The organism is Pseudomonas sp. Pseusp10 (assembly GCF_059492225.1).
Genome location: NZ_CP168528.1, coordinates 3,840,363 through 3,865,386 on the forward strand (window position 1 = coordinate 3,840,363; position 25,024 = coordinate 3,865,386).

Sequence of the window (25,024 nt, forward strand, 5' to 3'; positions counted from 1 at the left end):
GTCAAGATGTTCTTCGGCGACCCTGAGAGTCTTTAAGGCGCCTGAACGTCAACCATGAGCCTTGAGTTGCAGGCGAGCAGTGGCGTTAGCGCAGCAGGTCGATGTTCTCGTCGATTCGGCCTTGAATGGTATCCAGGGTGCCTTGGGTGATCATGCCTGGGTACATGTTCTCGGCGATGGCCGCAAACTGGCTAGCGACGCGGCAAAACCTGTCAATGATGCCGCCAGCAGTCTCCACTGAGACCTCTGCTTCGTCTGCAAGTCTGAGCATTGCACCCCGGTCAATCTCCAAGGCCTCGCCCATCACGTCCATCTGGTGATAACCGCCCGGTCCCTCGCAGAAAGTCACGTCGTAGGCCGGCGCCAGCTGCCATGCACCGGACGGCGACATGACGTAGGCGAAGTTTTTGGGGTGGTCGTCTCGGTTGTTGAACGCAACATTGAAGACGGCACGCTCGAAGGCGATAGCTTTCTCTCGCACATCGTTGGTGCACATATGTGTCGCACGCAAGAAGTTGACATAGTCCAAGGCCCCCGGTGACTTGTAGTCGGCCCCGGTAAAGGCTGCAAGGCTTTGCATGGGCACGCGCTGACCGTCTATACGATCAAAGCGTTTACTCGCGAAGGCTGCCAGCCCGTTGGGCAGACTGAAGTGCTGCGTGTCCGGGGTCTGGATGCCGCACATGCGCAAGCACTCGGCATACACCATTTCGATAGCGCACACCTCGGGATGCTCTTCTTTTGCCGGGAACTTGATCAGCCAGGCTTCAAAGCCCGGCTTGGCGGCAGTGGTAAAGGCTGCAGCTTGAGGGTCACGATAGACCAACGCCTTTGGCCTGGCGCCTTGAGGCGAGCCCCCCACCAGCAGCAACGTCTGCAGGAATTCCCCACCTTCACCCTTTAGAACTTCCCGAATCTCAACCGCAAGCAGCTCAAGGGGGATATGCGCTTGCGGCTCCTGCCGCTCGGGCGCCACAGGCTCGAACGACATTGCCCCCATGGCATTGTTGCCAATATAGGCCAGCCGCTCCAGAGGTCCTATGCGTGCTGTGTTGAGGCCGCGGCGCCTGAACAACCGGTCCATCAGCAGCATGCCCCAACCATCAGGCAACGAGTCATAGACAGGCCCTGGCAGGCCCAAATGGTGGGACGGAAAGCCTCGACGTAACTGGGGCCCCTCCAATGGAAGTGTGTAGGACGACAGCTCCAGGCCTCTACTCTTCGCTTCATTGCTGTACTCAAACACAATCTGTGGGCGACCGGTGATGGCGGTCGTAGACACAAGCGTGCCCCACAGCCAACGTTCACCCCAACCATCGTAGTAGACGTCAACTTGCTCAAGCATTGTCGGACTTCCTCCTGGCACGATGACGATTGACACTGTTTTCGTATCGGCGAATGTCTTCAAGGCTGTCCAGTTTTGGCAAGAACAGTCCTTCGAGCTCCTTGGTTCGTCCAAGGACCATGGCCACACGGATCACATTCTCGAACCCGACATTACGCCCGGCTTCGAGGTTGGACACGGTATTGGTCCCGATACCGGCGCGACCGGCTACATCGGCTTGCGTCATCTGCAGAGCCAGCCGTTCCGTGCGCAGGCGATCGCAGAGTCGCTTGACGATCTCACTCGGTTTACTGAAGCTTAAGTCCAACATAACGTGTCTTCCGTCGCTACACACCGTTTAATACCCAAAACTATAGAATTAACTGCAACCCAGTTCAAGTCGCATAATTCCCTGTATTTGTGTTTTATTTAAGAATTATCTGCCGTACCCACAATTTATTGGAATTAAAGCTATTTGTGGGAGGATTCACCCTGCTGGTTGCACCTTCCCGGCCTCAACGATGAACAATCGACATCGAACCGGGGAAGATCAGCAAAAGAATTTCGTATACCCTAGCGCTATCTCACTCCAAATGACCGCCGCCGTGAACCTACCCAAACTCAACGCACCCGACCTTGGTAACACGCCTTCGACTTCGGAAATCATCACCCGCCATCTGCGGGATGCGATTGTCGCCGGGCATTTTGCCGAGGATGAGCCGATCCGCCAGGACGACATCGCCCGCCAGTTCAATGTCAGCAAGATCCCGGTGCGCGAAGCCCTCAAGCGGCTGGAGGCCGAAGGGTTGGTGATGTTCCAGCGCAACCGTGGGGCGATGGTCACGCGGGTTTCCGATGCGGAACTGGCGCAGATGTTCGAAGTGCGGATGTTGCTGGAGGACAAGATTCTGCGCCTGGCCATTCCGAACATGACCGAAGAGACCTTCGCCCGTGCCGAGCGCATCTGTCAGGAGTTCATCGGCGAGGACGACGTGGGGCGCTGGGCCGAGCTCAACTGGGAGCTGCATTCCTGCCTGTACGAGCCGGCGCAGCGACCGTTTCTGGTGAGTCTGATCCGTTCGGTCAACGACAAGCTGGAGCGTTATCTACGCATGCAGATGAGCTTGTCGGCCGGTAAGGAACGGGCCGATCACGAACACCGCGAGATCCTGGCGGCCTGCCGCGCCGGGGATGTGGACCTGGCGGTGAAGCTTCTGGACGAGCACATTGCCGGCGTCTGCACGACCCTGTTCGAGCACCTGCCCCACACCCACTGACAACTGCGGATGCTGTGCCGATTTCGTCATCGACACAGACTAAATCCATCAAGCCGACACCCCGCCGCACGGGCCACTCTTGCGTTCACTCAACCGAATGGACGTGGCCCTCCCATGAAACGCATCTCTGTGATCGACTCCCACACCGGCGGCGAACCGACCCGCCTGGTGACCGCCGGCTTTCCTGACCTGGGCACTGGCAGCATGGCCGAACGGCGCAAGGTATTAGCCGAACAGCATGATCAATGGCGCGCCGCCTGTATGCTGGAACCACGGGGCAGTGACGTACTGGTGGGCGCCCTGCTCTGCACGCCGGTGGACCCTGGCGCCTGTGCCGGGGTGATTTTCTTCAACAACACCGGTTATCTGGGCATGTGCGGCCACGGCACCATCGGCCTGGTGGCGTCGTTGGCGCACCTGGGCAAGATCGGCCCCGGCGTGCACAGCATCGAAACGCCGGTGGGCACGGTGCAGGCAACCCTGCACGAGGACCATTCGGTGAGCGTGCGCAACGTGCCGGCCTACCGTTATCGCAAGGCGCTGGCGGTGCAGGTGCCGGGCATCGGCCAAGTGGTCGGTGATATCGCTTGGGGCGGCAACTGGTTTTTCCTGATCGCCGAGCATGGCCTGCGGGTGGCCGGCGACAACCTCGAAGCGCTGACCGCTTACACCTTCGCCGTGCAGCAAGCACTGGAAGCCCAAGGCATTCGTGGTGAAGACGGCGGCTTGATCGATCACGTCGAGTTGTTCGCCGATGACGATCACGCCGACAGCCGCAACTTCGTGCTCTGCCCCGGCAAAGCCTATGACCGTTCGCCCTGTGGCACCGGCACCAGTGCCAAACTGGCATGCCTGGCCGCCGACGACAAGTTGCAACCGGGGCAGATCTGGCGCCAGGCCAGCGTCATCGGCAGCGAGTTCGAGGGTTCCTACGAACTGCAGGGTGAGCGCATCGTGCCGACCATTCGTGGTCGCGCGTTCATCAGTGCCGAGGCGAGCCTGATCATCGAACAGGACGACCCGTTCGCCTGGGGCATTCGTCCATGAACGAGGGCCAGGTGGCCGATGTGATCGTGATCGGCGCCGGCATTATCGGCGCCGCCTGTGCCCAGGCGCTGGCCCGTCGCGGCTTGCAGGTGCTGGTGCTGGACGCCGGCCTGCACGGCGCCACGGCCGCCGGCATGGGTCACTTGCTGGTACTCGACGACAACCCCGCCGAACTGGCCCTGAGTCAATATTCGTTGCAGCGCTGGCGCGAACTGGGCGCGGACCTGCCCGACAGCTGTGCCTACCGCTGCAACGGCACGCTGTGGCTGGCGGCGAATGCCGAAGAAATGGCGGTGGCCCACAGCAAATTCCTGAACCTGCAAGCCCAGGGCGTGGCTTGCGAACTGATCGGCGCCAGTGCCCTGCGCCAGCGCGAACCGGAACTGAGCGAAGGACTGGAAGGCGGCTTGCTGATCAATGGCGACGGCATTCTATACGCCCCGGCGACGGCCGGATGGATGCTCGAAACACCGAACATCCGCCAGCGCCGGGCACGGGTCAGTGCGGTCGATGGCAACCGCGTCTGCCTCGATGATGGTCGTTGGTTGAGTGCCGAAGCCGTGGTGTTGGCCAACGGTATTCAAGCCAACGAGCTGTGCCCGGAATTGCCCATCGAGCCGAAAAAAGGCCACTTGCTGATCACTGACCGTTACCCCGGCAGCGTCACCCATACGCTGGTGGAACTGGGTTACGTCACCAGTGCCCACAACGCCACGGGGCCGTCGACCGCCTGCAATATCCAGCCGCGCCCCACCGGGCAACTGTTCATCGGCGCCTCGCGGCAATTCGGCACCACCGACCCGCAGGTCGAAGGCTGGATGCTCGCGAAAATGCTCAAGCGTGCCGCCGAGTACATGCCGGGGCTGGCCCGGCTCAATGGCATCCGCGCCTGGACCGGTTTTCGCGCCGCCAGCCCCGACGGCTTGCCGCTGGTGGGCCAACATCCACAACGTCAAGGCTTGTGGCTGGCAGTCGGTCACGAAGGACTGGGCGTAACCACCGCCCCCGGCACCGCCGATCTACTGGTGGCGCAACTGTTCAACGAAACCCCGCCACTGGCTGCACAACCTTATCTGCCCCAGCGTTTTCTCGGAGAACCGGTCTATGCCTGAATTGTTGCTGGACGGCCACGCCCTGAAAGTCGCCGAAGGCACCAGCGTCGCCGCTGCCCTGGCGTTGGCCAGTGATGGCTGCACGCGCACCTCGGTCAGCGGTCAGCGCCGTGCGCCGCTGTGCGGCATGGGCATTTGTCAGGAATGCCGGGTGACCATCGATGGCCGGCGTCGCCTGGCTTGCCAGACCCTGTGCCGTGACGGCATGCAGGTGGAGACTCGCCCATGATTGAATACGCTGATCTGTTGATCGTTGGCGCTGGCCCTGCCGGGCTGAGCGCAGCCCTTGCCGCCGCCCCCAGCGGCGCCCGCATTGTCATGCTCGACGACAACCCGCTGCCGGGCGGGCAAATCTGGCGCGACGGACCTCAAGCCAACGTGCCCGGTCAGGCCCGGCACCTGCGCGAGCGTCTGGCGTCGTGCAACAACATCCGCCATCACGCCGGTACACGGGTGATCGCCGCCCCCGGCGCGAAACAACTGCTGGTGGAAGATGACGACCATGGCTGGTTGATCAGCTACGACAAACTGATTCTGTGCACCGGCGCCCGTGAATTGCTGCTGCCCTTCCCCGGCTGGACCCTGCCGGGTGTCACCGGTGCGGGTGGTTTGCAGGCGCTGATCAAGGCCGGTTTGCCGGTGCAGAACGAGCGCGTGGTGATCGCCGGCAGTGGCCCGCTGTTACTGGCCAGTGCCGCCACCGCCAAACAGCATGGCGCGCAAGTGCAACGCATCGCCGAACAAGCCAGCCGCAGCGCCGTCGCCGGTTTCGCCGCGCAACTGCCGCGATGGCCCGGCAAATGGCTGCAATCGTTCAGTCTGTTCGACCACCATTACCGCACCGCCACCCACGTATTGGCGGCGCTTGGCACCGACCGAGTGGAAGGCGTGCGCCTGCAACAACAAGGCAACATCGTCGAACTGGAATGTGATCGGCTGGCCTGTGGATTCGGGTTAATTCCGAATATCCAGTTGGGTCAGGCACTGGGTTGCGCCATCGAAGATCAAGCCATCGCGGTGGATGCCTGGCAGGCCAGTAGCCGCGCCGATCACTATGCGGCAGGCGAATGCACCGGCTTCGGCGGCAGTGAGCTGGCCTTGGTGGAAGGCGCGATTGCCGGGCACGCTGCGGTCGGCAATCTGGAAGCCGCCAGGCAATTGTGGCCGCGCCGGGCGCGCTGGCAGGGTTTCGCCAAGGCGCTGAACAGGGCGTTCGCCCTCGACCCGCGACTCAAGTCCCTGGCCCAACCCGACACCCTGGTTTGCCGCTGCGAAGACGTGCCCTACGCGGCGTTGACCGGTCACTCTGACTGGCGCGAAGCCAAGCTCGCCAGTCGCTGCGGCATGGGCGCCTGCCAGGGCCGGGTGTGTGGCGGCGCAGTGCAGCATTTGTTTGGTTGGCAGCCCTCAGCACCGCGCCCACCCTTCAGCCCGGCGCGGATCGAAACCTTGATGTCCCTGGACGATACCCCGCCAGCGTGATGACCACGCCGGGGGTTTCGGCCACGCTGCCGAGTCTCTATGATCCCGGGGGTCACCCTCAGACCCCCGGCGCCATGTATCCCTCGCTCACCACCTTTAAACCTTGCGATCTGCCGACGCTGCTGAACAGCCTTCAGCCCATCGCGCCGTTGCTCGATACCCTGTCGGACGTGGTGTTTTTCATCAAGGACTGCGAGGCCCGCTACGCCTTCGTCAACCAGACCCTGGCCCGGCGTTGTGGTTTCAAACACAGGGACGAGCTGCTGGGGCGCACCGCCGAAATGGTCTTCCCGGAACGCTTCGGTCCGCTGTACACCGAGCAGGATCGGCGAGTGCTGTCCAGCGGTCGCGAACTGGCCGATCAGCTGGAGCTGCATTTGTATTATGGCAATCAGCCGATCTGGTGCCTGACCCACAAACTCGCCTTGAAGGATGAACAGGGTCGAATCGTGGGCCTGGCCGGTATCTCCCGCGACCTGCAATCGCCGCAGTCGAACCATCCGGCGTTCCAGAAACTCGCCGCCGTGGACGCCCATATCCGCCGCCACTTCGCCCGCTCCATCAGCCTCGCCGAACTGACCGCCATCGCTGGCTATTCCGTGGCGCAATTGGAGCGGCACTGCAAACGGGTGTTCCAGCTCACCCCACGGCAGATGATTCACAAGGCGCGCCTGGAAGAAGGTTCGCGGTTGTTACTGCACACCGAGTTGCCGATTACCGAGATTGCCTTGCGCTGTGGTTACACCGACCACAGCGCCTTCAGCCGGCAGTTTCGGGCGCTGACCAGTTTGTCGCCGAGTCAGTATCGCGATAACCAGCGTTAGGCGGGTGATGAAGAGTGTTCTTGCGGGCCTCATCGCGAGCAAGCTCGCTCCCACAATTGACCGCGTGCGCAAGGTAAATGCGATCCCCTGTGGGAGCGAGCTTGCTCGCGATGAGGCCCGCCCATCCACCACAAAACCTGCAATGAACCGATAAGCAGGCACGCACATCTCACCTGCCAGTGTTCCTTAAAGGTGCGTCCACGCTACCGCTGCTCCCATACGTAACACCTGTCCTCACTGCCTTGGCGTCACCTCGCTACGGGTTGCACCGCTACAAAACCTCTACGCCAAGGCCTGACAACTAATTCACCCCACGGACTGGAAATAGGCACGTTGATTGCTATTGTAAATATCGTATACGAAATCCCCAATACGATATTCAACAGCACTTCACATCAACGAGGCCTCTATGAAAAACCCCGCATTTGCCGTAGCCCTCAGCGCTGTTCTCAGTACTTCCTTTATCGCCACTGCCCAGGCCGACAAGCTCGACGACATCATCGGTTCGGGCAAGCTGCGCTGCGCCGTGACCCTGGACTTCCCGCCCATGGGCTTTCGCGATGCCAGCAACTCGCCGGCTGGCTTCGATGTGGACTATTGCCGCGACCTGGCGAAGATCCTCGGGGTCGAGGCCGAGGTGGTGGAAACGCCGTTCCCGGATCGCATTCCAGCACTGGTCTCCGGGCGGGCTGACGTGATCGTCGCGTCCACCTCCGACACCCTCGAACGCGCCAAGACCGTTGGCCTCACCGTGCCCTACTTTGCCTTCCAGATGGTGGTGCTGACCCGCGACGACACCGGCATCAATGGCTTCGACGACCTCAAGGGCAAAGCAGTGGGCAACACCAGCGGCACCTATGAGGCCATCGCCCTGGAGAAAGACGTGAAGAACTGGGGCTCGGGCAGTTTCCGAGCCTACCAGTCGCAGAGCGATACCCTGCTAGCCGTCGCCCAAGGCCACATCGATGCCACCGTCGTCACCAACACCGTGGCCGCCGCCACCCTCAAGTCGGGCAAATACAAAAACCTGAAAGTCGCCGGTAATGCCCCGTACGTCATCGACTACGTGTCCCTGGGTGCCAAGCGCAGCGAGTTCGGCCTGCTCAACTACCTCAACCTGTTCGTCAATCAACAGGTGCGTACCGGTCGCTACAAGGAGCTGTTCGTTAAATGGGTCGGCACTGAGATCCCGCCGACCAACCTGACCGTGCCTCAGGTCTACTACTGAGATGTCCGGCATGCCTGGGCCCATTTCTCTGACCGGACGCAGCCTGGTGGCGGGTGCCGCGCAAGGCGCCCTGCTGTTCGCCGATGTCGGCTTGAGTTTCTGGGGCGGAGTCGATCCCTGCACGGGTGAAGTCATCGACCGCCATCACCCGCTCAGCGGCCAACACCTGGCCGGCCGCGTGCTGGCGATTCCCAGTGGTCGCGGCTCGTGCACCGGCAGCAGTGTGTTGATGGAACTGATCAGCAACGGCCATGCACCGGCGGCATTGGTGCTGGCCGAAGCCGACGAGATCCTGACCTTGGGCGTGCTGGTGGCGCAGACCATTTTTGCCCGTTCCCTGCCGGTGCTGTGCATCGGTCGGGAGGCCTTCGCCGCCTTGCGCGGCCAGGCCTTCGCCCGGGTCGAAAATACAACGCTGAGCCTGTTCGATCACCTGCCGGGCGACGCCTGGCAGGCGCTCGACAGCCCATTACCAGACACTGACAGCACCGCCTCGATCAGGCTCACCGAGCACGATCGGGCGCTGCTCGATGGCCGGCATGGCAAGGCCGCGCAAATGGCCATGCAGATCGTCCTGCGTATGGCCGAACTGCAGGGGGCCGACCACTTGGTGGATGTCACTCAAGCACACATCGACGGCTGCATTTACACGGGACCTGCGAGCCTGCGCTTTGCCGGGCAACTGGTGCAATGGGGAGCAAAAGTGCGAGTGCCCACCACCCTCAATTCAATTTCCGTCGACCAGCGCCGTTGGCGCGAACTGGGTATCGACCCGGCACTGGGTGAACCGGCCAGTGCCTTGGGCGATGCCTATATGGCGATGGGCGCACAGCTCAGTTTCACCTGCGCGCCGTACCTGCTCGACACTGCACCGAAGGCTGGCGAGCAAATCGTCTGGGCGGAATCCAACGCAGTGGTCTACGCCAACAGCGTGCTCGGTGCACGCACCCTGAAATACCCGGATTACCTGGACATCTGCATCGCCCTCACCGGTCGCGCCCCGCTGATCGGCTGCCACCTGGACGCGCCACGCAAGGCCCGGTTGCAGCTCGAGTTGCCTGCCCTCGGTGAACTGGACGATGCCTTCTACCCGCTGCTGGGTTACCACATTGGTGCCCTGGCCGGCAGTCGCGTGCCGCTGGTGCTGGGACTGGAAAAACGCAAGCCGAGCCTGGACGACCTCAAAGCCTTTGGCGCGGCCTTCGCCACCACCTCTGCGGCGCCACTGTTCCACATCGCCGGGGTCACCCCGGAGGCCATTGACCCGGCGCAGGTGCTGGATGCGGACACTTCCATTGCCGTGGAAAAAATCCGCCTGAAGGACCTGCTGCAGAGTTGGCGCGAACTCAACAGTGCTCGCGATAACCGGGTGGATGTGGTGTCGCTGGGTAACCCGCACTTTTCCCTCAGCGAGTTCGCTCACCTGGCGCGACTGTGCCGGGGACGACAAAGACACCCGGATGTGGTGCTTGCCATCACCTGCGGCCGTGCCGTGTTGGAGCAGGCCCGCGAGGCCGGGCACATCGCCGTGATCCAGGCGTTTGGCGCGACCCTGGTCACCGACACCTGCTGGTGCATGCTCGGCGAACCCGTAATCCCCCCGGCGGCTAAAACCCTGATGACCAACTCGGGCAAATACGCCCACTACGCACCGGGCCTGGTCGGCCGCAAGGTGCACTTCGCCAGCCTTGCCGAATGCGTCGACGCGGCCTGCACCGCAACGGCCAGTGGACGTTTGCCGGCCTGGCTACAACCTGCTGCCCTACTGGAGAGCCCTGCGCATGTTTGACTACAGCTTCCAATGGCGCTCCGCCCTGCGCGCCCTGCCGGACATGCTTGCCGGTGCCATCGTCACCTTCGAAACCGCCGCGCTGTCGATGATCTTCGGCGTGCTGATCGCCCTGGCCCTGACGGTGATGCGTGAGGCCAAACACCCGTTACTGCGCGGGTTCGGCAACGGTTGGGTATCGATTGCCCGCAACACCCCGTCGCTGTTCCAGATCTACATCCTCTACTTCGGCCTCGGCTCGCTGAACCTGCACGTCAGTTCCTGGTTCGCCCTGCTGGCCGGGATCACCTTCAACAATGCCGGGTATCTGGCGGAGAACTTTCGCGGCGGCCTCAAGGCCGTGCCTGACACGCAGGTGCGTGCGGCGCGTTCCCTCGGCATGAGTGCCTTCCAGGCCTACCGCATGATCATCGTCCCGCAACTGCTGCGGATCGTGTTCTACCCGCTGACCAATCAGATGGTCTGGGCGGTGTTGATGACGTCGCTGGGGGTGATCGTCGGGCTAAACAATGACCTGACCGGTGTGACCCAGGAATACAACGTCAAAACCTTCCGCACCTTCGAGTATTTCGCCATCGCAGCGGTGCTGTATTACTTGATTGCCAAGGCGATCGTCGCGTCAGCCCGGCTGATGGCCTGGCGGTTGTTCCGCTACTGAGGAGCTGTCCATGTTTTCCACCGATTTTTCCTCGAATGACCTGATGTTCCTGCTCAACGGTGCGTGGGTCACGATGCAACTGACGTTCTGGTCGATCATTCTCGGCTCCTTGGCCGGGTTGTTCTTCGGCCTGCTGCGGGCCTTGTTGCCACGGGCCAGCCAGCCGCTGGCCTGGGTGCTGGACGTGTTTCGCAGCGTGCCGTTGCTGATCCAGTTCGTACTGTTCAACTCACTCAAAAGCATCATCGGTTTGAACATCAGCGCCTTTAGCGTCGGCTGCATTGTGTTGGGGGTTTACGCTGCGGCGTACTTCACCGAGATCGTGCGTGCCGGCGTGCTGGCGGTGCCGTTCACCGTGCGCCGGGCCAGCCGTTCGTTGGGGCTGAGCTTCTTGCAGGACTTGCGCTGGATCGTCCTGCCGATGGCCACCCGAGTAGCGTTCCCCGGCTGGCTGAACCTGGTGCTCGGTGTAATGAAAGACACCGCGCTGGTGATGTGGATCGGCATCGTCGAACTGCTGCGCGCCTCGCAAACCATCGTCACCCGCATCCAGGAACCGTTGCTGGTGCTGTGCATCGCGGGCCTTATCTACTACGTCATGAGCCTGGTGGTCGCACGCCTGGGCGCTCGTCTGGAAAGAAGGTGGCAAGAAAATGATTGAGATCGACAACGTACATAAATCCTTCGGCAACCTCGAAGTGGTCAAGGGCGTCAACCTGACGGTGAACAAGGGCGAAGTGGTGTCGATCATCGGCGGCTCCGGCTCCGGCAAATCGACCTTGCTGATGTGCATCAACGGCCTGGAACCGATCCAGAAAGGCAACATCCGCGTTGACGGCGTCGAGGTCCATCACAGCGCCACCGACCTCAATCGCCTGCGGCAGAAAATCGGCATTGTGTTCCAGCAATGGAATGCCTTCCCGCACCTGACGGTGCTGGAAAACGTAATGCTCGCGCCGCGCAAAGTGCTGGGCAAAAGCAAGGCTGAAGCGCAAGAACTGGCGGTGAAGCAACTGACCCACGTCGGTCTGGGCGACAAGCTCAAGACCTTCCCTGGCAAGCTGTCCGGTGGACAGCAACAACGCATGGCCATCGCCCGCGCCCTGGCCATGTCACCGGACTACATGTTGTTTGACGAAGCCACCTCGGCCCTCGACCCGCAGTTGGTCGGTGAAGTGCTGGACACCATGCGCATGCTCGCCGAAGACGGCATGACCATGGTGTTGGTAACCCACGAAATCCGCTTTGCCCGGGACGTGTCCGACCGTGTGGCGTTCTTCCGCAATGGCCTGGTGCATGAGATTGGTTCGCCGGATCAGGTGATTGGCAATCCGGTGCATGCGGAGACGGCAGCGTTTCTGAAATCGGTGAAATAGCGACTGACCTCATCGCGAGCAAGCTCGCTCCCACAGGGTTTTGTGTGGGCCGCAATGTTGTGTACACCACTCATTCCTGTGGGAGCGAGCTTGCTCGCGATGAGACCTTCACAGGCGAAACAAGGAGCAAGCCATGCGTTCATCAAAAGTCATTCATGTAGTCAGCTGCCACGCCGAAGGCGAAGTCGGCGACGTGATCGTGGGCGGTGTCGCCCCGCCGCCCGGCGCCACCGTGTGGGAACAGTCGCGCTGGATCGCCCGGGACGAAACCCTGCGCAACTTCGTCCTCAACGAACCCCGCGGCGGCGTGTTCCGCCACGTCAACCTGCTGGTCCCGGCCAAGGACCCACGGGCGCAAATGGCCTGGATCATCATGGAACCGGCGGACACCCCGCCGATGTCCGGCTCCAACTCGTTGTGCGTCGCCACCGTATTGCTCGACAGCGGCATCCTGCCCATGACCGAGCCGCAAACCCGCCTGGTGCTGGAAGCGCCCGGCGGCCTGATCGAAGCCGTGGCCGACTGCCGGGATGGCAAGGTGCAACGGGTGGAAGTGAAAAACGTGCCGTCCTTCGCTGATCGCCTGGATGCGTGGATTGAAGTCGAAGGCATCGGCTCTCTGAAGGTTGACACCGCTTATGGTGGCGACAGTTTTGTGATTGCCGATGCCAAAGGCCTGGGTTTCTCCATCCGCCCGGATGAAGCGGCCGATCTGGTGGCGGTCGGGCTGAAAATCACTCGGGCGGCCAACGAACAACTGGGCTTCGTGCATCCGCTGAATCCCGAGTGGTCGCACATTTCCTTCTGCCAGATCGCCGCGCCCATCGTCCATGAGAACGGCATCGCCACCGGCGCCAATGCGGTGGTGATTCAACCGGGCAAGATCGACCGCTCCCCCACCGGCACTGGTTGTTCGGCGCGCATGGCGGTGTTGCAGGCCAAAGGCTTGATGCAGGTTGGCGAGCGCTTTGTCGGCCGTTCGATTATCGGCTCCGAGTTCCACTGCCGCATTGATTCGCTGACCGAAGTCGCCGGCCGCGCCGCGATTTATCCGTGCATTTCCGGCCGGGCGTGGATCACCGGCACCCATCAATTGCTGCTCGACCCAAGCGATCCGTGGCCTCAAGGCTATCGCCTGTCCGACACTTGGCCCGGCGCCTGATCACGCAATCCCTGCCCCCCCAGACCAACGGCCAGTAAAAACCCCTGAAAACCAAAAAAAACACTAGCCGAGCATTGTCATTTTAAATATCGTATACGAAATACAATTAACGAACCGGAGGCAACAATGAGCAAGCGCATTAACTGGAGTGGCGTATTCCCAGCGGTGACCACTCAATTCAACGATGACTTCTCCATCAACCTGGAAAAAACCCATCAGGTGATTTCCAACGTGATCCGCGACGGCGTGTCGGGCCTGGTGGTCTGCGGCTCGGTAGGTGAAAACACCTCGCTGACCGCCGAAGAGAAAATCGCCGTGACTGAGGTCGCTGTCGATGCCGCCCGTGGTCGCGTACCGGTGATTTGCGGCGTGGCCGAGTTCACCAGCATACAAGCGGCCAAGGTCGCCAATGCCGTACGCCGGGTCGGCGTCGATGGCGTGATGCTGATGCCGGCGCTGGTCTACGGTTCCAAGCCGTTCGAGACCGCCGAGCATTACCGCTACGTGGCGAAAAACGCCGACGTGCCGCTGATGGTCTACAACAACCCGCCTATCTATAAGAACGACGTCACCCCGGACATCCTGATTTCCCTGGCCGACTGCGACAACGTGGTGTGCTTCAAGGATTCTTCCGGCGACACCCGCCGCTTCATCGACGTGCGCAACGAAGTCGGTGACCGTTTCGTGCTGTTCGCCGGCCTCGACGACGTGGTGCTGGAAAGCATCGCCGTGGGTGCCGAAGGTTGGGTCTCGGGCATGTCCAACGTGTTCCCGAAAGAAGGCGAAACCATCTTCCGCCTGGCCAAGGCCGGTCGTTTCGCCGAAGCCATGCCGATCTACGAATGGTTGATGCCAATCCTGCACCTCGATGCCCGTGCCGACCTGGTGCAGTGCATCAAGCTGTGTGAAGCCATCGCCGGTCGCGGCAGCGCCTTGACCCGTCCGCCACGCCTGGCCCTGCCGGAAGCCGATCGCGTATTCGTCGAGCAGATCATGGCCAAGGCATTGGCCAACCGCCCGGAACTGCCGGACGTCGGTCTCTGAGTGATTGCCGGGCGGGTCTATGCGGACCCGGCCCGGCTGCCCGTTTTTTGCGCCTCAACAAGGAACGTCAGCATGTCCAATCCTCAACACACGCAAAGCGCAACCACACCCTCGGGACTCAAACGCGTAGTGGCCGCCGCCATGGCAGGCACCGTCGCCGAATGGTATGAATTCTTTCTCTACGGCACTGCCTCGGCGCTGGTCTTCGGTCAGCTGTTCTTCCGCCAGACCGACAGCCCCATCGACGGCATCATCGCTGCCTTCGCCTTGTACGCGGTCGGCTTTCTCGCCCGGCCGTTGGGCGGTTTGGTATTCGGTCACTACGGTGACAAATTCGGCCGCAAACGCCTGCTGCAACTGAGCCTGGTAGTGGTCGGCATCACCACTTTCCTGATGGGTTGCCTGCCTGGCTTCGACCAGATCGGTTACGCAGCGCCGGTGCTACTGGTGCTGTTGCGGTTGATCCAGGGCTTCGCTTTCGGTGGCGAATGGGGCGGCGCGATTCTGCTGGTGTCCGAACACTGCCCGGACAATCGTCGGGGCTTCTGGGCCAGTTGGCCGCAAGCCGGGGTGCCGGCCGGCAACCTGGTGGCCACGGTCGCCCTGCTGCTGTTGTCGTCGAACCTGTCAGAGCAACAGTTCCTTGCCTGGGGCTGGCGCGTGGCGTTCTGGTTCTCGGCGGTAGTCGTGTTGATCGGTTACTGGATTCGCACCAGCGTCGATGACGCGCCGATCTTCAAGGAAGCCCAGGCCCGTCAGGCACAGACCAAACAGCAACAGCTCGGTGTGGTGCAAGTGCTGCGTCATCACTGGCGTTCGGTGCTGGTGGGAATCGGCGCACGCTTTGCCGAGAACATCCTCTACTACACCGTGGTGACGTTCTCGATTACCTATCTGAAACTGGTGGTGCACAAGGACACTTCGCAAATTCTGCTGCTGATGTTCGGCGCGCACCTGGTGCACTTTTTCCTGATCCCGCTGATGGGCTATCTGTCGGACATCGTCGGGCGCAAGCCGGTGTACCTGACCGGCGCAGTGCTCACAGCGTTCTGGGGTTTCATCGGTTTCCCGATGATGGACACCGGCAACAACTGGCTGATCATGGCCGCCATCACCCTTGGCCTGGCCATCGAGTCGATGACTTATGCGCCTTACTCGGCGCTGATGGCTGAACTGTTCCCGACCCACATACGCTACACCGCTCTGTCCCTGTGCTACCAGGTGGCGCCGATCTTCGCCGGTTCCCTGGCACCGCTGATCGCCATCACCTTGCTCAACAAGTACCACAGCTCGACTCCGATCGCCTGGTATCTGGTGGGCGCCGCGCTGATTTCCGTGGTGGCTGTCGGCCTGACCCGCGAGACCCGTGGCAAGTCATTGCGCCAGGTGGATGCCGAGTCAGCGGCGCGGGTTGCTGCGCTGGACCCAGCCCCGACTGGCCCACGCCGGGCCGATTCTCTGGCCTGAGTAATTCCCTGTGGGAGCGAGCTTGCTCGCGATGGACGTCAACGATAACGCGTGTTGTCTGAATGGAAGCGTTGTCCTTGCGTTATTCGTCGGAACGCCGCCCGGAGCAAGCTCGCTCCTACAGAAGCTTTGTGTTGCTACCCCATTTTTCGACAGGAGCTTTTTTGATGTCTGAGATCCTTGGCCACAACTACATCGGCGGAGCGCGCAGCGCCGTCGGCGGCATCATCCTGAACAGCCATGACGCCAGCACCGGCGAAGCACTGCCCTACTCTTTCGTGCAAGCCACCGCGCAAGAAGTCGACGCGGCCGTCCAGGCCGCTGCGGCCGCCTATCCAGCCTTTCGTAATTTGCCGGCGACGCGCCGGGCGCAATTCCTTGAAGCCATCGCCGCGCAACTGGATGCCCTGGATGACGAGTTCGTTGCCCTGGTGACCCGTGAGACCGCCCTGCCCAGCGCCCGGATTCAGGGCGAGCGCGGCCGCACCAGCGGCCAGATGCGTCTGTTCGCTCAGGTCCTGCGTCGGGGCGATTTCTATAGCGCGCGCATCGACCGTGCCCTGCCGGAGCGTCAGCCGCTGCCACGGGTTGACCTGCGCCAGTACCGGATCGGCGTCGGCCCGGTGGCAGTGTTCGGCGCCAGCAATTTTCCGTTGGCCTTTTCGACTGCTGGCGGCGATACCGCAGCGGCCCTGGCCGCCGGTTGCCCGGTGGTGTTCAAAGCCCACAGCGGGCACATGGCAACCGCCGAATGCGTGGCCAATGCGATCCTGCGCGCCGCCGAGCAGACCGACATGCCCAAGGGTGTGTTCAACATGATCTACGGTGCTGGCGTCGGCGAAGCGCTGGTCAAGCACCCGGCGATTCAGGCCGTCGGTTTCACCGGCTCGCTCAAAGGTGGCCGTGCCCTTTGCGACATGGCCGCCGCACGGCAACAACCCATCCCGGTGTTCGCCGAGATGAGCAGCATCAATCCAGTGTTGGTATTGCCCGAAGCCTTGCGTGCGCGCGGCGAGAAAATCGCCGCTGAACTGGTGGCATCGGTGGTCCAGGGTTGCGGGCAGTTCTGCACCAATCCGGGGTTGGTAATTGGTATTCGCGCCCCTGAATGGACGGCGTTCACTGCGCGACTAAGCAACCTGATGGCCGAACAACCGGCGCAAACCATGCTCAATGCTGGCACCCTCGGGAGCTATGAAAAAGGGGTGCGGGCCTTGCTCGAGCATCCGGGCGTGACGCACCTGGCGGGTCACGACCAGCAGGGCAATCAGGCGCGGCCGCAACTGTTCAAGGCCGACGTCAGCCTGCTGCTCAATGGGAATCCGCTGCTACAGGAAGAAGTGTTCGGGCCGACCACCATTGTCGTTGAAGTGGCGGACAAGGTTGAGCTGCGGCAGGCGTTGAACAGTTTGCACGGGCAACTTACTGCGACATTGATTGGCGAAGCATCGGATCTTCAGACCCATGGGGACGTGCTGATACTGCTGGAGCAAAAAGTCGGCCGGGTACTGTTCAACGGTTACCCCACCGGGGTCGAAGTCTGCGATGCCATGGTCCATGGCGGGCCTTACCCTGCAACCTCCGACGCCCGTGGCACGTCGGTTGGCAGCCTGGCCATCGAGCGATTCCTGCGTCCGGTGTGCTACCAGAACTGCCCGGACGCCTTGCTACCCGACGCCTTGAAAAACGCCAACCCGCTGGGGATTGCACGGCTGGTGGATGGCCGCAGCCAACGCGAGCCGGTTTAACAATACGACCTCCTGTGGGAGCGAGCCTGCTCGCGATAGCGGTGTGTCAGTCGACGAAAATGTTGAATCTGATGCCCTCATCGCGAGCAAGCTCGCTCCCACAGGATTGAGCACTTTGATTCAATCAGGCGAGCAAGGCCTTGAGGTCGTTGTACAGCGCCTCGGGAATTTGCACGCCTTCCACCAGGCTGCGTACCCGCGCCGCGTAACGTCGTTGCGACGGTAAGCGTGCGCCCTGCCCTTCAATGCCCTGGAATAACGTTTCGGCCCGGGCCAAATGTTCTTCAGTGGCGTCCCCCAGAAAGCGCCGAGGGTCCAGGGCGATGATCAACTCGCCATGGTACGGCGACGACTTGCTGCCCCCGTCGTAAGCCAACGACTCGGCACTGGTCAGGTCACCAATCAGCGGCCCGGCAATCAACTCCACCATCGCCGCCAGCGCCGAACCCTTGTGCCCGCCGAACGTCAGCATCGCGCCGCTGTCGAGCACCACGTTGGCGTCAGTGCTCGGCTGGCCTTGGGCGTCGACGCCCCAACCTTCGGGAATCGCCTTGCCGGCACGCCGGTGCAGTTCGATATCACCACGGGCAATCGCGCTGGTGGCGAAGTCGAACACAAACGGATCTTGCCCCGCACGCGGCCAACCGAAGGCAATGGGATTAGTGCCGAACACCGGCAGTCGTCCTCCAGCCGGCGCCACCCAGGCGTGGCTCGGATTACACGCCAGTGCCACCAGACCGGCAGCAGTCAGCTGCTCGATCTCCACCCACAGCGCCGAGAAATGTACACAGCGGTTGATTGCCAACGCCGCAATGCCGTTGGCCCGGGTTTTCTGCGCCAGCAACGGCAACCCCGCCTGAAATGCCAACTGCGAAAACCCACCGCCAGCATCCACCCGCACAATCGACGGCGCCTGGTCGATCACCTGTGGCTCGGCATCGGCTGACACCTTGCCGGCCCGCAGGGAATTCACACACCCCAGAATCCGGTACAAACCGTGGGAGGCACAGCCATCACGTTCGCCAGCAATCACCGTCGCCGCCACCGCTTGTGCATGGGCCAGATTAAAACCGTTGTGCAACAAGATCGATTCGGCCAACTCACGGGCTTCGATCAGGGTCAGTCGGATCATGGTCATCTCCTTGGACAGACCGGTCAGAGTGGTCTACCCGAGGCGTTATGGCTTGATGGGTTTGGGCATTGGCGGTGACGAAATTGGCACAGCGCAAGCAGTTGGCCCCCGTTGAACCAATGGCTGATGACTGGTCCCTGATCCTGATTGTGTAGAAGGCTGCTGGCCTCTTCGTCGGAACGCCGCCCGGAGCAAGCCCGCTCCCACATTGGTTCTGTGGTGTACATGATCCCCCTGTGGGAGCGGGCTTGCTCGCGAAGGGCGCGACTCGGTCCCAAGCCTGATCTTTGCAGACGAGGCAACACACAATTGTCATCAACCCAATTGATCGCCGATTAATCAAAGGCGCAATCTAGACGGCTGGCTTGGGTCTTATATCATTCCGAATGATAGTTACCTTTGCCCCATTCGATTCGTGAGATACAACCCCGCCGCGCATCATTCGCCAATCTCAACACATTGGCGGATGCATCCATGGAACAGTCATTCAAACATTTGCGCTTCCCGTTGGCTTTGTTGGCCGTCGTGGTGATCAGCGCTTGCGGCAAGGCCCCGGAAACCGCCGCTACCATGCCCGCAGCCAAGGTCAGCGTGGCCAAGGTGCTGGAACAACCGGTCAACGAGTGGGACGAATTCACCGGGCGCCTCGAAGCTCCGGAAACCGTCGAGATTCGTCCACGGGTCTCCGGCCAGATCGATGAAGTGGCGTTCACAGAAGGTGCACTGGTCAAGAAAGGCGACCTGTTGTTCCAGATCGACCCGCGTCCGTTCCAGGCTGAGGTCCGCCGCCTCGAAGCACTGGTTGCACAATCGCGCGCCAATGCCACCCGCAGCGAAAACGAAGCCCAGCGCGGTGAGCGCCTGCGCACCAGCAACGCCATTTCCGCCGAGCTGGCCGATTCGCGTACCAGCGCTGCCCAGGAAGCCCGCGCCGCTGTCGGTGCCCTGCAAGCGCAGCTTGACCTGGCCAAACTGAACCTGAGCTTCACCCGCGTTACCGCCCCCATCAGCGGCCGCGTCAGCCGTGCGGAGATCACCGCCGGCAACCTGGTGACCGCCGACACCACCCCGTTGACCAGCGTGGTTTCCACCGACAAGGTCTACGCCTACTTCGACGCAGACGAGCGTGTGTTCCTCAAGTACACCGAACTCGCCCGCCAGGGCAAACGCGGCGCCACCACCCCGGTTTACATGGGCCTGTCCAACGAAGACGGCAACCCACACCAGGGCGTGATGAACTTCGTCGACAACCAGGTCAACCCCAAGACCGGCACCATCCGTGGTCGCGCCGTGTTCGACAACAGCGATGGCAGCTACACCCCGGGCCTGTATGCACGCCTGAAACTGGTGGGCAGCGGCACCTACAACGCCATGCTGATCAACGATGAAGCGGTCGGTACCGACCTTGGCAAAAAGTTCGTGATCGTGATGGATGGCGACAACAAGACCGCCTACCGCGCGGTGGAGCTGGGTCCGAAGATTGAAGGCTTGCGTATCGTGCGCAACGGCCTGAACAAGGACGACACCATTATCGTCAAGGGCCTGCAACGGGTACGCCCTGGTTCACCGGTCACCCCTGAAGTGATTCCGATGGCCAGCGAACAAACCCTCGCGGCTCTCGCACAACAACGCCAAGCGCTGGAAGCCAGCAACCTGCCCCAAGTCGCGCCTGTCAGGGTTGCGCCGGGCACGGTTGTGAAACTGGCTGCCACGACCCCACGCGGTTAAGGGATTTTTACGATGAATTTTTCCCAATTCTTCATTTCGCGGCCGATCTTCGCAGCGGTGCTTTCGCTGCTGATCCTGATCGCCGGTGCGATCTCGCTGTTCCAGTTGCCGATCAGCGAATACCCGGAGGTAGTGCCACCGACTGTTGTGGTGCGCGCCAACTTCCCGGGTGCCAACCCCAAGGTCATCGGTGAAACCGTAGCCGCTCCGCTGGAGCAGGCCATCACCGGCGTCGAGAACATGCTGTACATGTCCTCGCAGTCGACCGCCGACGGCAAGATCACCCTGACCATCACCTTTGCCCTGGGTACCGACCTGGACAACGCCCAGGTGCAGGTGCAGAACCGCGTGACCCGGACCGAGCCGAAACTTCCCGAGGAAGTGACGCGCATCGGTATCACCGTGGACAAGGCATCGCCCGACCTGACCATGGTTGTGCACTTGACCTCGCCGGACAAACGCTACGACATGCTCTATCTGTCCAACTACGCGATCCTCAACATCAAGGATGAGCTGGCGCGGCTGGGCGGTGTCGGTGACGTGCAACTGTTCGGCATGGGCGACTACTCGCTGCGTGTCTGGCTCGACCCGAACAAAACCGCTTCGCGTAACCTGACCGCAACTGACGTTGTAACCGCCATTCGTGAACAGAACCGCCAGGTGGCCGCCGGTGCATTGGGCGCTCCCCCTGCCCCGAATGCCCAAAGCTTCCAGCTGTCGGTCAACACTCAGGGCCGTCTGGTCAGTGAGGAAGAGTTCGAGAACATCATCATTCGCTCTGGCGACAATGGTGAAATCACTCGCCTCAAGGACATCGCTCGCGTCGAGCTGGGTTCCAGCCAGTACGCCCTGCGCTCGCTGCTGAACAATCAGCCGGCGGTGGCGATCCCGATCTTCCAGCGCCCTGGTTCCAACGCCATCGAGATCTCCAATGAAGTTCGGGCGAAAATGGCCGAGCTGAAGAAGAGCTTCCCCGAAGGCATGGACTTCAGCATCGTCTATGACCCGACGATCTTCGTACGCGGCTCCATCGAGGCGGTGGTTCACACCCTCTTCGAAGCACTGATCCTCGTGGTACTGGTGGTCATCCTGTTCCTGCAAACCTGGCGCGCCTCGATCATTCCGTTGGTGGCGGTGCCGGTATCGCTGATCGGTACCTTTGCCGTGATGCATCTGTTTGGCTTTTCGCTCAACGCCTTGTCGCTGTTCGGCCTGGTATTGGCCATCGGTATCGTGGTGGACGACGCCATCGTGGTGGTGGAGAACGTCGAACGGAACATCGAGCTCGGACTGACGCCGGTCGAAGCCACCAAACGCGCCATGCGTGAAGTGACCGGCCCCATCATTGCGACGGCGCTGGTGCTGTGTGCGGTGTTCGTCCCCGCGGCATTCATCTCCGGCCTGACGGGCCAGTTCTACAAGCAGTTCGCCCTGACCATTGCGATTTCCACGGTGATCTCGGCCTTCAACTCGCTGACCCTTTCGCCGGCACTGGCGGCGGTATTGCTCAAAGGTCATGACGCGCCGAAAGACCGTTTCTCCAGGGTGCTGGACAAGATTTTCGGTGGCTGGTTGTTCCGTCCGTTCAACCGCTTCTTCGAGAAGGCCAGCCACGGTTATGTCGGCACGGTTGCCCGCGTGATCCGCTCAAGCGGTATCGCCCTGCTGTTGTACGCCGGCCTGATGGTCCTGACTTTCTTCGGTTTCTCCAGCACCCCGACCGGTTTCGTACCCGGCCAGGACAAGCAATACCTGGTGGCCTTCGCGCAACTGCCGGACGCCTCGAGCCTGGATCGTACCGAAGACGTGATCAAGCGCATGTCCGAGCTGGCCCTGAAACAGCCTGGCGTGGAAAGTGCCGTGGCCTTCCCAGGCCTGTCGATCAACGGCTTCACCAACAGCCCGAACGCCGGCATCGTGTTCGTGACCCTGAAGCCGTTCGACCAACGTAAAGACCCGAGCATGTCCGCCGGTGCGATTGCCGGTGCCTTGAACGGCCAGTACGCGAACATTCAGGAAGCCTACATGGCGATCTTCCCGCCACCGCCGGTACAAGGCCTGGGCACCATCGGTGGTTTCCGCCTGCAGATCGAAGACCGGGGCAACCTGGGCTACGAAGAGCTGTACAAGGAAACCATGAACATCATTGCCAAGAGCCACAGCGTGCCGGAACTGGCCGGTCTGTTCACCAGCTACACGGTGAACGTGCCGCAGGTCGATGCCGCCATCGACCGGGAAAAAGCCAAGACCCACGGCGTGGCCGTCAGCGACATCTTCGACACCCTGCAGATTTACCTGGGTTCGCTGTATGCCAACGACTTCAACCGCTTCGGTCGCACCTATCAGGTCAACGTTCAGGCCGAACAGCAGTTCCGCCTCGAAGCCGACCAGATCGGCCAGCTGAAGGTGCGTAACAACAAAGGCGAGATGATCCCGCTGGCGACCTTCATCAAGGTCAGCGACACCTCGGGCCCCGACCGCGTGATGCACTACAACGGCTTCATCACCGCTGAAATCAACGGTGCCGCCGCCCCCGGCTACAGCTCCGGCCAGGCCGAAAAAGCCGTCGAGAAACTGCTCAAGCAAGAACTGCCGAACGGCATGACCTATGAATGGACCGACCTGACCTACCAGCAGATTCTGTCCGGCAACACCGCGCTGTTCGTGTTCCCGCTCTGCGTACTGCTGGCGTTCCTGGTACTGGCGGCTCAGTACGAAAGCTGGAGCCTGCCGCTGGCGGTGATCCTGATCGTACCGATGACGCTGCTGTCGGCCATTACCGGGGTGATTGCCTCCGGCGGTGATAACAACATCTTCACCCAGATCGGCCTGATCGTACTGGTGGGCCTGGCCTGCAAGAACGCGATCCTGATCGTCGAGTTTGCCAAGGACAAGCAACTGGAAGGCCTCAACCCGCTGGCAGCGGTTCTGGAAGCCTGCCGTCTGCGTCTGCGGCCGATCCTGATGACCTCCTTCGCGTTCATCATGGGTGTTGTGCCGCTGGTGTTCTCCAGCGGTGCCGGTGCCGAAATGCGCCACGCCATGGGTGTAGCGGTGTTCTCCGGGATGCTCGGGGTGACCTTCTTCGGTCTGTTGCTGACGCCAGTGTTCTACGTACTGATCCGTAACTTTGTCGAGCGCGGCCAATCGCGCAAAGCCGCCAAGGCGCTGAAACTGGATAAGCAGCTGGAGTCTCATTGATGAGTTTGAAAGCCTTTCTGCCGAGCCTGCTGGTACTGGCCCTGAGTGCCTGTGCCGTCGGCCCGGACTACAAGACCCCAGCCACGGAACCGGCGAACATCACCACCGCCACCGACGGCGCGGCCGGTCAGAAAAACTTTGACCGTTCTCGTTTCGAAGGCATCTGGTGGCAGCAGTTCGAAGACCCGACCCTCAACCAGTTGGTGACCGAATCGCTCAAGGGCAACCGTGATTTGCGCGTCGCTTTTGCCCGCTGGAAAGCGGCCCGGGCCATCCGCGATGACATCAGTAACGACAACCTGCCGGTCGTCACCAGCCGTGTCAGCAGTGACCTGGGCAAGGGGCAGATTCCCGGCCAGACCACCGACCGGGTCAATAGCGAACGCTACGACCTGGGCCTCGACATGGCCTGGGAGATCGACCTGTTTGGCCGTATCCAGCGCAACCTGGAATCGGCGAATGCCGAGCAACAGTCGCTTGAAGCCGATCTGTACCAGCTGCAAGTCACCATGATTGCCGAACTGGTGGATGCCTACGGTCAACTGCGTGGCGCGCAACTGCGGGAAAAAATCGCCCTGGCCAACCTGGAGAACCAGCAGGAGTCGCGCAAGATCACCATCAGCCTGCGTGATGCCGGCGTCGGCGATCAGCTCGATGTCGAACGTGCCGATGCCCGCCTGGCGTCGGTCGAAGCCAGCGTGCCGCAATTGCAGGCTGAGCAGGTTCGGGAGAAGAACCGTATCGCCACTTTGCTCGGTCAGCGCCCGGACAAATTGGCCGTGGACCTGAGCCCGAAAGACTTGCCGGCGATTGCCAAGGCCTTGCCGATCGGTAACCCGGGTGAACTGCTGCAACGCCGGCCGGATATTCTCAGTGCCGAACGCAGACTGGCTTCGGCCACGGCGCGGATCGGCGTGGCCAAGGCCGACCTGTTCCCGCAAGTCAGCCTCAGCGGCTTCCTTGGTTTCACCGCCGGGCGTGGTTCGCAAATCGGTTCCTCGGCGGCCAACGCCTGGGCGCTGGGCCCGAGCATCACCTGGGCGGCGTTCGACCTGGGCAGCGTGCGCGCCCGTTTGCGCGCCGCCGACGCAGATGCCGAAGGCGCCCTGGCGACCTACGAGCAGCAAGTGTTGCTGGCCCTGGAAGAATCGGAAAACGCCTTCAGCGACTACGGCAAACGCCAACAGCGCCTGATCTCGCTGATTCGTCAGAGCGAGTCCAGCCGCTCGGCCGCCGACCTGGCGGAAATCCGCTACCGCGAAGGCACCGCCGATTTCCTCGTGCTGCTCGACGCCCAGCGTGAACGCCTGGCCGCCGAAGACTCCCAGGCCCAGGCCGAAGTCGACCTGTATCGCGGCATCGTCGCGATCTACAAGGCCCTTGGCGGTGGCTGGCAACCGGAGACAGTCGCGAGCAATTAACCCG

21 protein-coding genes are annotated in these 25,024 nt (G+C 61.8%); 18 read left to right on the forward strand and 3 right to left on the reverse strand.

Going from position 1 to position 25,024, the window contains the following annotated elements; genetic code table 11:
• Window positions 1-85 precede the first annotated feature (85 nt).
• Both ACEN8Z_RS17235 and ACEN8Z_RS17240 read right to left on the reverse strand, forming a co-directional pair.
• The gene (locus ACEN8Z_RS17235) at window positions 86-1,345 is read right to left on the reverse strand and encodes a type II toxin-antitoxin system HipA family toxin (RefSeq protein ID WP_495595013.1); all 1,260 of its coding nucleotides are present in this window, start codon (window positions 1,343-1,345) and stop codon (window positions 86-88) included.
• The gene (locus ACEN8Z_RS17240) at window positions 1,338-1,655 is read right to left on the reverse strand and encodes a helix-turn-helix domain-containing protein (protein ID WP_495595014.1); all 318 of its coding nucleotides are present in this window, start codon (window positions 1,653-1,655) and stop codon (window positions 1,338-1,340) included. Before ACEN8Z_RS17240 ends, ACEN8Z_RS17235 begins: the two co-directional genes overlap by 8 nt.
• Before the next feature lie 262 nt (window positions 1,656-1,917).
• Between ACEN8Z_RS17240 and ACEN8Z_RS17245 the strand changes: the two genes are divergently transcribed.
• From ACEN8Z_RS17245 to ACEN8Z_RS17315, 15 genes are all read left to right on the forward strand, one after another.
• On the forward strand, window positions 1,918-2,601 hold the full coding sequence (locus ACEN8Z_RS17245; RefSeq protein WP_007994315.1) for a GntR family transcriptional regulator: 684 nt from the start codon (window positions 1,918-1,920) through the stop codon (window positions 2,599-2,601).
• Window positions 2,602-2,715: 114 nt separating this feature from the next.
• Window positions 2,716-3,648, forward strand: a complete 933-nt coding sequence (locus ACEN8Z_RS17250) for a 4-hydroxyproline epimerase (protein WP_347906648.1) — start codon at window positions 2,716-2,718, stop codon at window positions 3,646-3,648.
• Window positions 3,645-4,760 (forward strand): NAD(P)/FAD-dependent oxidoreductase, encoded by a 1,116-nt coding sequence (locus tag ACEN8Z_RS17255; RefSeq protein WP_495595015.1) that lies wholly within the window; start codon window positions 3,645-3,647, stop codon window positions 4,758-4,760. The genes ACEN8Z_RS17250 and ACEN8Z_RS17255 overlap by 4 nt, the downstream gene beginning before the upstream one ends.
• Window positions 4,753-4,989 carry a 2Fe-2S iron-sulfur cluster-binding protein gene (locus ACEN8Z_RS17260; RefSeq protein WP_007994312.1) on the forward strand — a complete coding sequence of 79 codons (237 nt, stop codon included), beginning with the start codon at window positions 4,753-4,755 and terminating at the stop codon, window positions 4,987-4,989. Before ACEN8Z_RS17255 ends, ACEN8Z_RS17260 begins: the two co-directional genes overlap by 8 nt.
• Window positions 4,986-6,242 carry an FAD-dependent oxidoreductase gene (locus ACEN8Z_RS17265; RefSeq protein ID WP_495595016.1) on the forward strand — a complete coding sequence of 419 codons (1,257 nt, stop codon included), beginning with the start codon at window positions 4,986-4,988 and terminating at the stop codon, window positions 6,240-6,242. Before ACEN8Z_RS17260 ends, ACEN8Z_RS17265 begins: the two co-directional genes overlap by 4 nt.
• Window positions 6,243-6,316: 74 nt before the next feature.
• The gene (locus tag ACEN8Z_RS17270) at window positions 6,317-7,066 is read left to right on the forward strand and encodes an AraC family transcriptional regulator (protein WP_033052353.1); all 750 of its coding nucleotides are present in this window, start codon (window positions 6,317-6,319) and stop codon (window positions 7,064-7,066) included.
• A gap of 409 nt (window positions 7,067-7,475) precedes the next feature.
• Entirely contained in the window at window positions 7,476-8,294 is an 819-nt protein-coding gene (locus ACEN8Z_RS17275; RefSeq protein WP_046042020.1) for an ABC transporter substrate-binding protein, read from the forward strand.
• Window positions 8,295-8,304: 10 nt separating this feature from the next.
• Window positions 8,305-10,083: a cis-3-hydroxy-L-proline dehydratase gene (lhpI, locus tag ACEN8Z_RS17280; protein WP_495595017.1), complete on the forward strand. Its 1,779-nt coding sequence runs from the start codon at window positions 8,305-8,307 to the stop codon at window positions 10,081-10,083.
• Entirely contained in the window at window positions 10,076-10,741 is a 666-nt protein-coding gene (locus ACEN8Z_RS17285; protein ID WP_495595018.1) for an amino acid ABC transporter permease, read from the forward strand. The genes lhpI and ACEN8Z_RS17285 overlap by 8 nt, the downstream gene beginning before the upstream one ends.
• Before the next feature lie 10 nt (window positions 10,742-10,751).
• A complete protein-coding gene (locus tag ACEN8Z_RS17290; RefSeq protein ID WP_007997727.1) occupies window positions 10,752-11,402 on the forward strand; it encodes an amino acid ABC transporter permease in 651 nt (216 codons plus the stop codon).
• On the forward strand, window positions 11,395-12,117 hold the full coding sequence (locus ACEN8Z_RS17295) for an amino acid ABC transporter ATP-binding protein (RefSeq protein ID WP_116260784.1): 723 nt from the start codon (window positions 11,395-11,397) through the stop codon (window positions 12,115-12,117). The genes ACEN8Z_RS17290 and ACEN8Z_RS17295 overlap by 8 nt, the downstream gene beginning before the upstream one ends.
• A gap of 133 nt (window positions 12,118-12,250) precedes the next feature.
• Complete coding sequence (locus tag ACEN8Z_RS17300; RefSeq protein WP_008018645.1) at window positions 12,251-13,279, forward strand: trans-3-hydroxy-L-proline dehydratase; 1,029 nt, start codon at window positions 12,251-12,253, stop codon at window positions 13,277-13,279.
• Between the two features lie 126 nt (window positions 13,280-13,405).
• A complete protein-coding gene (locus ACEN8Z_RS17305; RefSeq protein ID WP_007997732.1) occupies window positions 13,406-14,323 on the forward strand; it encodes a dihydrodipicolinate synthase family protein in 918 nt (305 codons plus the stop codon).
• 72 nt (window positions 14,324-14,395) lie between these two features.
• Window positions 14,396-15,790 (forward strand): fosfomycin efflux MFS transporter AbaF, encoded by a 1,395-nt coding sequence (abaF, locus tag ACEN8Z_RS17310; protein WP_495595019.1) that lies wholly within the window; start codon window positions 14,396-14,398, stop codon window positions 15,788-15,790.
• Between the two features lie 167 nt (window positions 15,791-15,957).
• Window positions 15,958-17,538 (forward strand): aldehyde dehydrogenase (NADP(+)), encoded by a 1,581-nt coding sequence (locus ACEN8Z_RS17315; protein WP_495595020.1) that lies wholly within the window; start codon window positions 15,958-15,960, stop codon window positions 17,536-17,538.
• Between the two features lie 124 nt (window positions 17,539-17,662).
• Here ACEN8Z_RS17315 and ACEN8Z_RS17320 read toward each other — a convergent pair whose 3' ends face one another.
• The gene (locus tag ACEN8Z_RS17320; RefSeq protein WP_223464102.1) at window positions 17,663-18,670 is read right to left on the reverse strand and encodes an Ldh family oxidoreductase; all 1,008 of its coding nucleotides are present in this window, start codon (window positions 18,668-18,670) and stop codon (window positions 17,663-17,665) included.
• 474 nt (window positions 18,671-19,144) lie between these two features.
• Here ACEN8Z_RS17320 and mexE point away from each other — a divergent pair, with 474 nt between their 5' ends.
• The 3 genes from mexE to ACEN8Z_RS17335 are packed head-to-tail and all read left to right on the forward strand — an operon-like array spanning window position 19,145 to window position 25,020.
• Window positions 19,145-20,398, forward strand: a complete 1,254-nt coding sequence (gene mexE / locus ACEN8Z_RS17325; protein ID WP_008001552.1) for a multidrug efflux RND transporter periplasmic adaptor subunit MexE — start codon at window positions 19,145-19,147, stop codon at window positions 20,396-20,398.
• Window positions 20,399-20,410: 12 nt separating this feature from the next.
• Complete coding sequence (locus ACEN8Z_RS17330) at window positions 20,411-23,599, forward strand: efflux RND transporter permease subunit (RefSeq protein WP_495595021.1); 3,189 nt, start codon at window positions 20,411-20,413, stop codon at window positions 23,597-23,599.
• On the forward strand, window positions 23,599-25,020 hold the full coding sequence (locus ACEN8Z_RS17335) for a TolC family protein (protein WP_204928707.1): 1,422 nt from the start codon (window positions 23,599-23,601) through the stop codon (window positions 25,018-25,020). The genes ACEN8Z_RS17330 and ACEN8Z_RS17335 overlap by 1 nt, the downstream gene beginning before the upstream one ends.
• Window positions 25,021-25,024 lie beyond the last annotated feature (4 nt).

Excerpts from the sequence above, each read along its gene's own strand:
- ACEN8Z_RS17235 (WP_495595013.1), bottom strand. The coding sequence starts at position 1,345 with ATGCTTGAGCAAGTTGACGTCTACTACGATGGTTGGGGTGAACGTTGG.
- ACEN8Z_RS17240 (WP_495595014.1), bottom strand. The coding sequence starts at position 1,655 with ATGTTGGACTTAAGCTTCAGTAAACCGAGTGAGATCGTCAAGCGACTC.
- ACEN8Z_RS17245 (WP_007994315.1), top strand. The coding sequence starts at position 1,918 with ATGACCGCCGCCGTGAACCTACCCAAACTCAACGCACCCGACCTTGGT.
- ACEN8Z_RS17250 (WP_347906648.1), top strand. The coding sequence starts at position 2,716 with ATGAAACGCATCTCTGTGATCGACTCCCACACCGGCGGCGAACCGACC.
- ACEN8Z_RS17255 (WP_495595015.1), top strand. The coding sequence starts at position 3,645 with ATGAACGAGGGCCAGGTGGCCGATGTGATCGTGATCGGCGCCGGCATT.
- ACEN8Z_RS17260 (WP_007994312.1), top strand. The coding sequence starts at position 4,753 with ATGCCTGAATTGTTGCTGGACGGCCACGCCCTGAAAGTCGCCGAAGGC.
- ACEN8Z_RS17265 (WP_495595016.1), top strand. The coding sequence starts at position 4,986 with ATGATTGAATACGCTGATCTGTTGATCGTTGGCGCTGGCCCTGCCGGG.
- ACEN8Z_RS17270 (WP_033052353.1), top strand. The coding sequence starts at position 6,317 with ATGTATCCCTCGCTCACCACCTTTAAACCTTGCGATCTGCCGACGCTG.
- ACEN8Z_RS17275 (WP_046042020.1), top strand. The coding sequence starts at position 7,476 with ATGAAAAACCCCGCATTTGCCGTAGCCCTCAGCGCTGTTCTCAGTACT.
- lhpI (WP_495595017.1), top strand. The coding sequence starts at position 8,305 with ATGCCTGGGCCCATTTCTCTGACCGGACGCAGCCTGGTGGCGGGTGCC.
- ACEN8Z_RS17285 (WP_495595018.1), top strand. The coding sequence starts at position 10,076 with ATGTTTGACTACAGCTTCCAATGGCGCTCCGCCCTGCGCGCCCTGCCG.
- ACEN8Z_RS17290 (WP_007997727.1), top strand. The coding sequence starts at position 10,752 with ATGTTTTCCACCGATTTTTCCTCGAATGACCTGATGTTCCTGCTCAAC.
- ACEN8Z_RS17295 (WP_116260784.1), top strand. The coding sequence starts at position 11,395 with ATGATTGAGATCGACAACGTACATAAATCCTTCGGCAACCTCGAAGTG.
- ACEN8Z_RS17300 (WP_008018645.1), top strand. The coding sequence starts at position 12,251 with ATGCGTTCATCAAAAGTCATTCATGTAGTCAGCTGCCACGCCGAAGGC.
- ACEN8Z_RS17305 (WP_007997732.1), top strand. The coding sequence starts at position 13,406 with ATGAGCAAGCGCATTAACTGGAGTGGCGTATTCCCAGCGGTGACCACT.
- abaF (WP_495595019.1), top strand. The coding sequence starts at position 14,396 with ATGTCCAATCCTCAACACACGCAAAGCGCAACCACACCCTCGGGACTC.
- ACEN8Z_RS17315 (WP_495595020.1), top strand. The coding sequence starts at position 15,958 with ATGTCTGAGATCCTTGGCCACAACTACATCGGCGGAGCGCGCAGCGCC.
- ACEN8Z_RS17320 (WP_223464102.1), bottom strand. The coding sequence starts at position 18,670 with ATGATCCGACTGACCCTGATCGAAGCCCGTGAGTTGGCCGAATCGATC.
- mexE (WP_008001552.1), top strand. The coding sequence starts at position 19,145 with ATGGAACAGTCATTCAAACATTTGCGCTTCCCGTTGGCTTTGTTGGCC.
- ACEN8Z_RS17330 (WP_495595021.1), top strand. The coding sequence starts at position 20,411 with ATGAATTTTTCCCAATTCTTCATTTCGCGGCCGATCTTCGCAGCGGTG.
- ACEN8Z_RS17335 (WP_204928707.1), top strand. The coding sequence starts at position 23,599 with ATGAGTTTGAAAGCCTTTCTGCCGAGCCTGCTGGTACTGGCCCTGAGT.